General features: G+C 38.0%; 12 protein-coding genes. 1 reads left to right on the top strand and 11 read right to left on the bottom strand.

The window, feature by feature from the left end:
• Positions 1-57: 57 nt before the first annotated feature.
• From BUA72_RS11960 to BUA72_RS11950, 3 genes are all read right to left on the bottom strand, one after another.
• Complete coding sequence (locus BUA72_RS11960; protein ID WP_072923059.1) at positions 58-411, bottom strand: four helix bundle protein; 354 nt, start codon at positions 409-411, stop codon at positions 58-60.
• A gap of 41 nt (positions 412-452) precedes the next feature.
• Positions 453-1526: a carbamoyl phosphate synthase small subunit gene (locus tag BUA72_RS11955; RefSeq protein WP_072923058.1), complete on the bottom strand. Its 1074-nt coding sequence runs from the start codon at positions 1524-1526 to the stop codon at positions 453-455.
• A gap of 99 nt (positions 1527-1625) precedes the next feature.
• On the bottom strand, positions 1626-2522 hold the full coding sequence (locus BUA72_RS11950) for an aspartate carbamoyltransferase catalytic subunit (RefSeq protein WP_034731088.1): 897 nt from the start codon (positions 2520-2522) through the stop codon (positions 1626-1628).
• A 240-nt stretch (positions 2523-2762) separates the two neighbouring features.
• On the opposite strand from BUA72_RS11950, the gene BUA72_RS11945 reads away from it, so the two are divergent.
• On the top strand, positions 2763-3224 hold the full coding sequence (locus BUA72_RS11945; protein ID WP_034731090.1) for an Lrp/AsnC family transcriptional regulator: 462 nt from the start codon (positions 2763-2765) through the stop codon (positions 3222-3224).
• A 135-nt stretch (positions 3225-3359) separates the two neighbouring features.
• On the opposite strand, the gene argH is transcribed toward BUA72_RS11945, so the two are convergent.
• The 8 genes from argH to BUA72_RS11905 all read right to left on the bottom strand — a co-directional run bounded on the left by argH (position 3360) and on the right by BUA72_RS11905 (position 12199).
• Positions 3360-4664, bottom strand: a complete 1305-nt coding sequence (gene argH / locus BUA72_RS11940) for an argininosuccinate lyase (RefSeq protein ID WP_052202593.1) — start codon at positions 4662-4664, stop codon at positions 3360-3362.
• 243 nt (positions 4665-4907) lie between these two features.
• The gene (locus BUA72_RS11935) at positions 4908-5990 is read right to left on the bottom strand and encodes a M20 family metallo-hydrolase (protein WP_072923057.1); all 1083 of its coding nucleotides are present in this window, start codon (positions 5988-5990) and stop codon (positions 4908-4910) included.
• On the bottom strand, positions 5965-6759 hold the full coding sequence (gene argB, locus BUA72_RS11930; protein ID WP_072923056.1) for an acetylglutamate kinase: 795 nt from the start codon (positions 6757-6759) through the stop codon (positions 5965-5967). Before argB ends, BUA72_RS11935 begins: the two co-directional genes overlap by 26 nt.
• 122 nt (positions 6760-6881) lie before the next feature.
• Positions 6882-7841: a Rossmann-fold NAD(P)-binding domain-containing protein gene (locus BUA72_RS11925; protein WP_072923055.1), complete on the bottom strand. Its 960-nt coding sequence runs from the start codon at positions 7839-7841 to the stop codon at positions 6882-6884.
• Between the two features lie 47 nt (positions 7842-7888).
• Positions 7889-9028, bottom strand: coding sequence for an aspartate aminotransferase family protein (locus BUA72_RS11920; protein WP_072923054.1), 1140 nt, complete (start codon positions 9026-9028; stop codon positions 7889-7891).
• A gap of 314 nt (positions 9029-9342) precedes the next feature.
• Entirely contained in the window at positions 9343-10305 is a 963-nt protein-coding gene (gene argC, locus BUA72_RS11915) for an N-acetyl-gamma-glutamyl-phosphate reductase (RefSeq protein WP_083544191.1), read from the bottom strand.
• 126 nt (positions 10306-10431) lie between these two features.
• The gene (argG, locus tag BUA72_RS11910) at positions 10432-11625 is read right to left on the bottom strand and encodes an argininosuccinate synthase (protein ID WP_047455985.1); all 1194 of its coding nucleotides are present in this window, start codon (positions 11623-11625) and stop codon (positions 10432-10434) included.
• Entirely contained in the window at positions 11594-12199 is a 606-nt protein-coding gene (locus BUA72_RS11905; RefSeq protein ID WP_051891347.1) for a GNAT family N-acetyltransferase, read from the bottom strand. Before BUA72_RS11905 ends, argG begins: the two co-directional genes overlap by 32 nt.
• Positions 12200-12353: the final 154 nt, after the last annotated feature.

The raw sequence follows: 12353 nt of genomic DNA, 5'->3' as shown, positions 1-12353 counted from the left end.
TTCTTTTTTTAGATACCAGATGTCAGATTTCAGATTTCAGACTTCCAGCGTTGTGTTTTACTTTTTTAAATTAGATTTGAATGTATAAATCATTCTTTGGATTTCATTTATATTTGATATCAGACTGTTAACCTTTTGAGCATCCAGCAAATTCAACTCTCTGGTCAAAATTAACTGTGTCTGCAATTCAAAGGAAGAAGCATTGGCAATACCCAGAAAGTGATAAAACTCACTATCATTGTTTCTTCCCGCTCCTTCAGCTATATTAGAAGGGATGGAAACAGCAGATCTTTTAATTTGAGAAATCAAACCAAACTTTTCATCTTTTGGTAATTCTGCACAAACTATATAGACCTCTTTCGCAAGTTCTATTGATTTCTGCCAGAAAAGTAATTTCTCAAAATTGTGCATGATAAAGTCTGTTATCTGATGTCTAATATCTGAAGTCTTTGTTACTTCTTAAACTCCTCCATTAAATCGATGAACTCATCAAACAAATAATTTGCGTCCTCAGGACCTGGGCTTGCTTCCGGGTGGTACTGAACGGAGAAGCATGGGTGGATCTTGTGTTTCAGACCTTCGTTGGTTCTGTCGTTTAGGGCGATGTGAGTTTCTACAAGATCTGTATCTTTAAGACTTTCCTGATCTACTGCATAACCGTGGTTTTGAGAAGTGATAGATACTTTGTTTTTCTCAAGATCCAGTACAGGGTGGTTTCCTCCTCTGTGTCCGAATTTCAGTTTGAACGTTTTTGCGCCACAAGCCAGACCGATCAGCTGATGTCCAAGACAGATTCCGAAGATTGGAACTTTTCCTAGTAATCCGCGGATCATTTCTAATGCCTTAGGGTTATCTTCCGGGTCACCAGGACCGTTTGAAAGCATAATTCCATCCGGATCCATTAACAGAATTTCTTCTGCTGTGGTGTCGTGGGAAACTACAGTGATGTCGCAGTTTCTTTGAGACAGCTCTCTGATAATTCCTAATTTGGACCCAAAATCTACTAAAACAACTTTCAATCCTCTTCCCGGATTGGCGTAAGCTGTTTTTGTAGAAACGGTTTCCACCTGATTGATTGGGAAGTTGGTTCCTTTTAATTCTGCAACCACCTCGTTCTCATCAGCTTCAACGTTTACAATTTTCCCTTTCACAACTCCTGAATTACGTAGAATTCTTGTCAGTCTTCTGGTGTCGATTCCGGAAATCCCTGAAAGGTTTTTCTTTTTAAATAATTCTTCTAAAGTCATCTGAGTACGGAAATTGGAAGGAAGATCGCAAACTTCTTTTACGATAAGTCCTTTAATAGCCGGCTCGATACTTTCATAATCATCACGGTTAATACCATAATTTCCGATAAGCGGATAGGTCATGCAAACAATCTGACCGCAGTATGACGGATCGGAGATCAACTCCTGATACCCTGTCATTCCGGTATTGAAAACTACTTCTCCGGCAGTTTCCAATTCTGCTCCGAAACCTTCTCCATGAAACACTTCACCGGACTCCAGTATTAATTTTTTCTTCATTTTATTTATCTCTTTATTCTATTTTATTCTGTATAATTTCTTTTGTACAATGTATTCAGGTATTAATGTACTAATGAATACTTTTTACAGTTTTACTTTTTACAATTCTTTAAAGGTATATCCTTCTTTTTCCAGTGCTTCTTTCAGGATGGCCATTCTTGCGAAGACTCCGTTCTGCATCTGTTTGAATACTCTTGAACGATCGCATTCCACCAGGTCTGTATCTATTTCAACGCCTCTGTTGATGGGCGCGGGATGCATGATGATCGCTCCGTTTTTCATTACTTTTTCTCTTTCTTTCGTTAAACCGTATTTTCTGTGGTATTCAGAAGCGGTGTAGCTCATTTTTGCATCGTGTCTTTCGTGCTGAATTCTTAACAGCATCAGAACATCTACTTCAGCGATCAGCTGATCAACCGGTAAATAGGTTCCGTTAATTAAAGCGCCTTCATCAAACCAATGCTCAGGTCCTGAGAAATAAACTTTAGCGCCTAATCTTCTCAATGCCTCAGCATTTGAATTGGCCACACGGCTGTGTTTTACATCTCCTACTATTCCTATCTTCAATCCTTCAAATTTTCCGAATTCCTGATAGATGGTCATCAGATCCAGCATACACTGGGAAGGATGGTTTCCTGTTCCGTCTCCTCCATTGATCATCGGAATTTTGATATTGCTCAGTTCTTCAAAATATCTGTCTTTCTTATCTCTGATCACAACCAGATTCACTCCCAGGCTTTCAATGGTTTTTACAGTATCATAAAGACTCTCCCCTTTGTTTACAGAACTGTGGGAAGCATCAAAAGGTACTACCTGCAGACCCAGTTTTCTTTCTGCGATGTCAAAGCTTGTCTTTGTTCTTGTGCTGTCTTCAAAGAAAAGATTTGAGCAGAAAATTTCTCCTTCAATTTTTGCAGTTTTTCCGTTGGCAAAAGCCAGTGCTTCGGTCAGTATACTGTTGATTCTCTCGGTGCTTAGTTCTGTAATTGTAAACATAATTCTTATTTTTTGAGCATAAAAAAAGCGAAGACAGGATCTTCGCTTAATAACAATAAATATCGTAAAGGGCGCTTTCGCCCGGTAAATCTAATGATATAAATACTCTTTTATTCATTAGGTGCAAAGATATAGTATTTTTACGAATCTACAAAACCAAAGTTCTAAAAAAATTAAAACCTGTAATCTTTCCTTATTTTCATTTTTAATTGATATTTTTGTTAAAACTCAATTCTCCCTATGGATTTAAAAGACAAAATGATTCTCAGCATTATTCAGGAAGACTCTACGCTATCTGTAAAAGAAATTTCAGAAAGGATAGGTCTTACTTTTACTCCTACGTATGAAAGGATTAAGCAGCTGGAGAAACATGGCATCATTGAAAAATATGTGGGTCTTTTGAACCGTGAAAAACTGGGTCTGAATATCGTTGTTTACTGTAATGTCCGTCTTAAGGAGCAGTCTCAGAAAGTACTGGAAACCTTTGAGAAAAACATTATGAAACATGATGAAGTTCAGGAGATTATCAGTCTTTCCGGTGAGTATGACTATATGCTTAAAATCATTGCAAAGGATATCAATTCTTATAATGATTTCGCAGTGAATGTGATCTCAAACATTCCTAATATTGGCCAGTATCACAGTTCTATTGTGCTTCACGAGGTTAAAAAATCAACTAAGTTTAAAATTGATCTTGAATAATTTTCATTTAAACTAATAGATGCTTCGACTTCGCTCAGCATGACATTTCTAATATTAAACGTCATTTTGTAACGACATCATGCTGAGCATAAACTATCGGTTTACAAGCGAAGTTTACGAAGCATCAAGATAGTACTAACCCAATAATTTATTCTTCAGCTTGTTAAACTGATATTCTATTTTGTCCAGACATAGATTTCCTATGCTTCCCTGATGACTGTGGTCTAAGTTTCCAACTTCGAACTCAAATTCATTATTTTCAATCTCCTGCCCTACTTTTACATAAGCATCGCGGAATGAACTTCCTTTTTTCACTTCTTCATTGATTTTCTCTACACTGAAAAGATATTTGTACTTTTCGTCTTCCAGAATTCCATCTTTTACCTGAATATTCGGAAGAGTATAACTTAATATCTCCAGACATTCTTTTAACGAATCAATAGCTGGAAAAAGAATTTCCTTCGTCAGCTGAACGTCTCTGTGGTAACCTGACGGTAAATTATTCGTCAATAAGATAAGCTCATTCGGTAAAGACTGAATTCTGTTGCATCGTGCACGAACCAGCTCGAAAATATCCGGGTTCTTTTTATGAGGCATAATGCTGCTTCCTGTCGTAAATTCTTTCGGAAAGCTTATAAAATCGAAGTTCTGGCTTAGATATAAACAGACATCATAGGCAAATTTCCCAAGCGTTCCCGCCAAAGTAGCCATTGCCATGGACAACATTTTCTCAGATTTTCCACGGGTCATCTGCGCATACACCGAATTATAGTTCATCGACTGAAAACCTAAGTTGTAGGTCGTACTTTCTCTATCAATAGGAAAAGAGGAACCGTATCCTGCCGCTGAACCCAAAGGATTTTTATTGATGATATTCTTCACCGAAAACAACAGTTCAACATCATCTAATAATGCTTCCGCATAGGCTCCAAACCATAATCCAAACGATGATGGCATGGCAATCTGAAGATGGGTATAACCGGGAAGCAATTTATTCTTGTGCTGATCAGCCAGTTGGATTAAAATCTGGAAAAATTCATCTGTCAAAGCTGTGATTTCACGGATTTCGTCCAGTAAATAAAGTTTAATATCCAATAAAACCTGATCATTACGGGATCTAGCAGTATGAATCTTCTTTCCGGTATCGCCTAATTTTTCAATCAGTATCGCTTCAATCTGAGAATGGATATCTTCTGCTTCTTTATCGATTTCAAAGTTTCCGTTCTCAATATCTTTTAAAATATCTGTCAAAACAGAAAGCATCTGTTCTGATTCTTCGCCGGAGATAATTCCGGTTTCTGCCAACATCTGACAGTGCGCCATGGAACCTTTAACATCATATTTTGCTAAACGTTCGTCAAAGTCAAGATCTTTCCCAACTGTAAATGTGTTGACTAATATATTGGTGGCCAGGTCATCCTTTTGCCATATTTTTTTCATAATAATATTCTTTACAATATTTAATTCGTTTCAACCTGCTCAGCAAAGCCTCTTTAACTATAAAAAAACATCTCCGCATTGAAAAGTCTTCGTTTTTAATGGTCTTTTTGCATAAATCCTTATTAAAAACTGAACTTTGGTTGGTCTGCTGAGCGTGGTTAAAACATTTTTTAGATGATAGATTTCAGATGTCAGATATCAGACTTTTGAAAATCTTGTGTCTGAAATCTGACATCTTATGTCTTATAAAACTTTTTCTAAGATCTTTATATAAATCTCAATTCCTTCCTCAATCTCTTTGATATAGATGTATTCATCTGCGGTGTGGGAGCGCCTACTGTCGCCGGGACCAATCTTCACGGATGTGCATGGAATAATGGCCTGGTCGGATGATGTTGGTGAACCGTAAGTGGTCCTTCCGATTTCCAGACCTGCCTGTACAAAAGGGTGATTCATCTCTATTTTTGAGGAATTTAACCTGAAAGACCTGGCCGTTAATGAAGATTTCATCTGCGACTGAATGATTTCAAAAGCTTCCTGATTGGAATATTCATCGGTCACCCTTACATCCAAAGTGAACGTACAGGCTTCCGGAACTACATTGTGCTGAACACCGGCATGAATTCCCGACAGCGTCACTTTAACTTCCCCTAAATAATCTGAAATCTTCGGAAATCTGAAATTCAGAATATGCTGAAGATCTTCCATACATTTTACAATAGCATTATCATCGTTCGGATGAGCAGCGTGAGAAGGAGTTCCTTTCATTTCACCGTCTATTACCAACAGTCCTTTTTCCGCGATCGCCAGATTCATCTGCGTGGGTTCTCCTACAATGGCGAGCCCGATGTCCGGAAGTTGTGGAAATAAGGCCTCAATTCCATCAAATCCTGAAATCTCCTCCTCTGCCGTCAACGCAATAACTAAATTATATTTTAAATCTTCTTTCTCATAAAAATGTAAAAAAACCTGAGCCATAGACACCAGAGAAGCTCCGGCATCATTACTTCCCAATCCATACAGCCTTCCGTCCTGCTCAACCGGAAGAAACGGATCCAGCGTGTAGGCTTTATTCGGTCTTACCGTATCATGATGGGTGTTCAGTAAAATGGACGGTTTCAATACATCAAAGTTTTTATTGACTGCCCAGATGTTGTTTTTAAAACGTTTCGCAGGAATGTGATGCTTCTTAAAAAAGCTCTCAATTTCCACAGACGTATTGTATTCATCTTTACTGAATGAAGGAATTGCAATCAGTTTTTTAAGCAATTCAACTGCTTGAGTCAGTAGCTCTTCTTTACTATAAACAGATTTCAGTTCCTCCATGATGGCTTTCTATATGATTTTTTAATTTGGTTTCTTTAATTAAGAATACCTTGTTTACATTATTTTTTACCGCTCCGAGAGCGTTTTCAAGTTTGGGCAAAATTCCTTTATGAAGTTTTCCAGCTTCCTTTAAAACAGAAAACTCTTCTTCTGACACCCTTTTTATAACTGATTCCGGATCTTCAACATTCTCCAAAACTCCTTCTTTATCAAAACAATACAATAACTCCACATCATATTTTGAAGATAAAGCCTGAGCCATGACCGAAGCAATCGTGTCTGCGTTGGTATTGAAGAGGTTTCCCTTTTTATCATGAGTAATCGCTGAGAAAACAGGGACTAGCTTAAGTTTAATCAATTTCGAGATCAATTTTCTATCCACACTTTTTTTCTCAATATCTCCCACAAATCCGAAATCTATTTCGGGATGTTCTCTTTTTTTGGCTTTAATTAAATTCGCATCAGCTCCGGAAAAACCTATTGCTTTGCATTTTTTCTGCTGAAGTTTTGCCACAATATTTTTATTGATTCCTCCCGCATACACCATCGCCACAATATCCAGCGTCTCTTTATCCGTGATTCTTCGCCCGTTGACCATTTTTTGTTCAACACCCAATTTATCAGCCAGCGTAGTTGCTAATTTTCCACCTCCATGAACCAAAATTTTCTTTTCCTTAATTTCAGAAAACTGCTCTAAAAATTGGTCCAGCAACTCCGGATCGTCGATCAGGGCTCCTCCTATTTTTATGATGTATAATTTTTCTTTCATTTTGGTTGATATAACTGATAGGACTTCCTCCTATCCTTGGCTAAATCGTTCCGTTGGAACTCTTTGTGGTTTTAAATGTTCTTGAGATTCTTATCCTTGTCAAGGATTAAAAGGAATTCCAGTTATTTAGAATTCAATTCATTCAAAATTTCTGAAAAGACAGCTTGTGCAGAGAAAATTCTGTTTTTGGCCTGCTGATAAATGATGGAGTTTTCTCCGTCCATTACCTCATCGCTTAATTCTACATTACGACGGACAGGAAGACAGTGCATTACTTTACCATCGTTGGTGTTCTTCAGCTTTTCCCCTGTCAGCATCCAGCTTTCTTTTACTTCCGGCATAGCTGCATAGTCATCGAAAGAGGACCAGTTTTTCACATAGATAAAATCAGCGTCTTTTAAAGCGTCATCCTGATTATGGATTACTTTGATATCTTTCGTGAAGTTTTTATCCAGATCATAGCCTTCAGGATTGGTAATGACAAAATCAACGTCCATTTCCTGCATCCATTCTGCAAAGGAATTTCCTACAGCCTGAGCAATCGGTTTAATGTGTGGCGCCCAAGTCAACACTACTTTAGGTTTGCGTTCTTCTTTCCAGTTTTCTGTAATGGTAATGCAGTCTGCCAGACTTTGAAGCGGGTGTCGCGTTGCGGATTCCAGAGAAATAACAGGTACTTTGGCATGCTGCTCAAACTGACTCAGAATACTTTCGTTGACATCGTCTTCCTTAGATTTCATGCCCGCGAAACAACGTACTGCAATGATGTCACAATATTGATTTAATACTTCTATCGCATCTTTGATATGTTCAACGGTATCGCCATTCATTACGGCTCCGTCTGCAAATTCCAGATTCCAGGCTTCCTGAGCTGCGTTTAAAGTCAGGACATTCAAACCTAAATTCTGAGCAGCAATCTGACTGCTTAAACGGGTTCTTAAGCTTGAATTTAAAAACACAAGGCCTATTGTTTTTCCCTTTCCTTTTTCCGGTTCGGAATTGGGGTTTTCTTTAATTTGTAATGCTTTCTTTATGATTTCCTGTAAGTTTTTTACGTCGCTTACAGAGGTGAATTTTTTCATTTGATGATTTTTTTAATTAATTGTGATAATCTTAACCCATTTATAAGTTAAATCTTATCTAAAACTACTTTTAAAGCACCGACAAAAAGATCTGTTTCTTCTTTGCCGATATTAAGAGCCGGAAGGATCCTCAATACACTTTTGTCATTGGAATTTCCTGTAAAAATGTGATGATCGTACAATAGACTTTTCCTCACTTCTGCACAATCCTGATCCAACTCTACTCCAATCATTAATCCCTTCCTTCGAATGGATTTAATGTGAGGAAAGTCTTTAATTTCGTTTTCAATATAATCACCCATTTTCTGAGCATTGGCCGTAAGATTTTCCTCTTTCATCACATCCAGAACAGCGATTGCTGCTGCACACGCCAGATGATTTCCTCCGAAGGTTGTTCCCAGTAAACCGTTGCTTGCCTCAAACTTCGGATGAATCAGAACGCCTCCGATCGGGAAACCATTTCCCATTCCTTTGGCTGTCGTGATCATATCCGGTTCGATTCCAAATTCCTGATGCGCAAAGAAATATCCACTTCTTCCGTACCCTGACTGAACTTCGTCAAGAATCAACGCTGCGTCATATTTTTCACACAGTTCTTTGATTTTGGATAAAAATTCCGCTGTCGGGATCATAATTCCGCCTACCCCTTGAATTCCTTCAATAATGACGGATGAAATTTCACTTCCCTCAGTTTCAAAGATTTCTTCAAGCTGTTGGATATCATTCCATTCAGATTTAATAAACCTTTCAGAAAAATTAACCGGAGCAACAATTTTTGGATTATCTGTCACAGAAACCGCCGCAGAAGTTCTTCCGTGGAAAGATCCTGAGAAATAAAGTACTTTACTTTTTCCGTTATGGAAAGACGCCAGTTTCAAAGCATTTTCATTCGCTTCAGCTCCTGAATTACACAGAAAAAGGTTGTAATCTTTATAACCTGAAAGTTTTCCTAATTTTTCCGCCAGCTCAGTCTGCAATTCATTCTGAACCGAGTTTGAATAGAAAGATATTTTCTCCAGCTGCTCTTTCAATTGAGTTTGATAATGCGGATGATTGTGTCCAATGGAAATCACGGCGTGACCGCCATAGAAATCAAGATATTTTTCTCCTTTATCGTCCCAAAGGAATGAACCCTGAGCTTTTACTGGATTTATGTTGAATAATGGATATACGTTGAATAAATTCATTTTTTTTGTTTTAATTAATTTCTTTTGTCTTGAAATCGAAGATTCGACGTAGTCAAACAAAAGAAACAAAAGTTCAAGACCTGGAAACTTCCGCTAAAAATTATTTCTATTCTCTAAAAATTCTAAAACTTGCGCGGATTCGGCATTTGTTTTTCGGTTCAACATTTTTGTCGCGCTTCAAACAGTAGAATTTCCTTAACGTTCATAGAATTAATTTCCTTAACACTCCATTTTCCTAAATCGAATATTTCGGTTTTCAATTCACAATTCACAATTGACTTATTGACTATTCACCTTATTAACCATTCGCCTTTTTAAAATGCTACAGGTTTTAAGTTCAGTCCTAGGTTTTCTTCCCAGCCCATCGCTATATTCATGTTTTGTACGGCCTGTCCGGAAGCCCCCTTTAACAAATTGTCAATCGCTGAGTGAATAACCGCTACATTTCCACTCTTTTCTATATGAATCACACAGCGATTGGTATTGACAACCTGCTTTAAATCAATTGCATTTTCACTTACCTTTACAAAAGGCTCCCCCTCATAAAAATCCTGATACAACTGAACGATATCTGAAAGTACTAAATCTGTTTTCACTGTAGAACTTGTAAAAATTCCTCTAGCAAAATCTCCCCTCCATGGAACAAAATTCAGACTGATATCTTTATGATTAAACGAAACTAACTGCTGTAAAATCTCCTCCACATGTTGATGCGTCAGCGTCTTGTACGCCGAAATATTATCATTCCTCCACGTGAAATGTGTCGTTGCCTGCAAAGACTGACCTGCACCTGTAGAACCTGTAATCCCCGTCGTGTACACTTCATTCAACAACCCTTTTTCAGCCAATGGAAGAAGCGCCAGCTGAATCGCCGTTGCAAAACATCCCGGGTTGGCAATACTTTTTGCACCTTCCAGATTTTTTTTATTGATTTCAGGAAGTCCGTAGATAAAATTTCTGTTTCCCAAACTTCCGTCCAAACGAAAATCATTTCCAAGATCAATGATTAAAGTCTCATCCTTTACGGGATTTTTAGTAAGCCAGTTCTGACTTTCCTTATGAGGAAGACACAGAAATAAAATATCCACGTCTTTCGGTTGATCCGTTAAAACCTGCTCACAAACTGCCGTTAAATCCGGGTACAAATCTGAAATCTTTGTCCCCGAATTGGAACGGCTATATAAAAAACTCAATGACACATTGGGATGAAAAGCCAGCACACGGATCAATTCGCTTCCTGTGTAGCCATTGGCGCCTACAATTCCTGCTTTTTTCATATTTTTAATGATATGATGATTTGATTATAATTGATAGGATTTCATCCTATTCTTGGGCAAATCGTTATTATTGATAGGACTGCGTCCTATCCTTGGGTAAATCGTTCCGTTGGAACTCTTTATTTTTTATTTTGAATTGATCTGGTGGTAGATGTTTAAGGAATTGCTTACAATTTTTGTGTATCCTTTTACATCTTCACCTGTCCAGGCTCTGTTGGCTTCACCGTAACTTCCGAATTTATCGGACATCAGATCGTGCTTGGATTCAATTCCGTTTAACACAAACCTGTATGGATGAAGGGTTACAAATACTTTTCCGCTGACCGTTTCCTGAGAATCGGTTAAGAAAGATTCAATATTTCTCATCACAGGATCCAGGAATAATGCTTCATGAAGCCAGTTTCCATACCAGTCGGAAAGCTGGGACTTCATCATCTGCTGATATTTTGAAAGCGTATGTTTTTCCAATAAATGGTGCGCTTTGATAATCACAGATGCCGCCGCTGCCTCAAATCCTACTCTTCCTTTAATTCCCACAATGGTATCTCCAACATGAATATCACGACCGATGCCGTAAGCAGAAGCCAGTTCTTCAATTTTTTGAATGGCCTTCACGGAATGTTCAAAATTTACTCCGTTTACTGCTACAACCTCGCCGTTTTTAAATTCAATCTCCAGTTCTGAAGGCTGAGTTTCTTTAATTTGTGATGGAAAAGCTTCTTCCGGAAGAGAATTTCGAGATGTTAACGTTTCTTTTCCTCCCACAGACGTTCCCCACAACCCTTTATTTACAGAATACTGTGCTTTGTGGAATTCCATTTCATACCCCTGGGCTTTCAGGAATTCAATTTCTTCTTCACGGGACAGGCTCATATCACGGATTGGCGTAATGATCTCCACTTCTGGACACATCACCTGGAAAATCAAATCGAAACGGACCTGATCATTTCCAGCTCCCGTACTTCCGTGAGCAATAGCATCTGCACCTGTTTCAATGGCATATTTTGCAATTTCCTGCGCCTGAACCGTACGCTCAGCGCTTACAGATAACGGATAGGTATTGTTTTTCAGCACATTTCCGAAGATCAGATACTTTACACAAGAATTGTAATAATCTTCCTGAGCATCAACGCACCTGTATTCTTTCACCCCCAGATTGAAGGCTTTTTTCTCCAGTTCTTTTTCTTCTTCTTTTGAAAAACCTCCGGTATTTACAGTCACTGCATACACTTCATATCCCAGTGTTTCACTAAGATATTTAGCACAGTAAGAGGTATCCAAACCTCCGCTAAACGCTAAGACTACTTTCTTTTTCTCCATTGTAATCATCAATTTCGGACTGCTGAATTTCAGTCCCGTTTACATTATTATTATTTTCAGGAACGAAAAGCATCGCTGTACACAGACAGTTTTTACGTTCCTTTTTCATTAAAATTTCATAGTTCACACAGTTCTTACAACCGCTCCAAAATTCTTCATCCTGAGTCAGTTCAGAATAGATCACCGGCTTGTAACCCAGATCACTGTTGATTTTCATGACGGCAAGTCCTGTGGTCAATCCAAATACCTTCGCAGTCGGATATTTTTCTCTAGATAACTGGAAAACTTTATTCTTAATCAAAGTGGCTACTCCTCTGTTCCTGTAATTCGGAGATACAATTAATCCCGAATTAGCTACAAACTGACCATGTGACCAGGTCTCAATGTAACAGAATCCCACCCATTCGCCATTTTCAGTAGCAACCACAGCGTTACCTTCTGAAATCTTTTTCGTTAAGTATTCGATGGAACGTTTTGCGATCCCCGTTCCTCTGCGCTGTGCTGAATCATACATTTCCTGCTGTATTTCACTCACATACATGAGATGTTCGCATGAGGAAATTTCTATTTCCATTTATTTATCTGATTTTTTTGGCAAATTTAAAGCATAATAACTTTAAAAACCAAATTAAAAAGATATTTTTTTTGATTTGAAGAAATAAACAGGTAATTTTATCTTTACAATAAAATATAACTTTGCTAAATTATTATATATTTGCTAAAAACAT

It is taken from the genome of Chryseobacterium sp. OV279 (genome assembly GCF_900128945.1).
In the GTDB taxonomy this organism is placed as follows: Bacteria; Bacteroidota; Bacteroidia; order Flavobacteriales; family Weeksellaceae; genus Chryseobacterium.
This window is presented reverse-complemented; position numbering and strand designations above follow the sequence as displayed.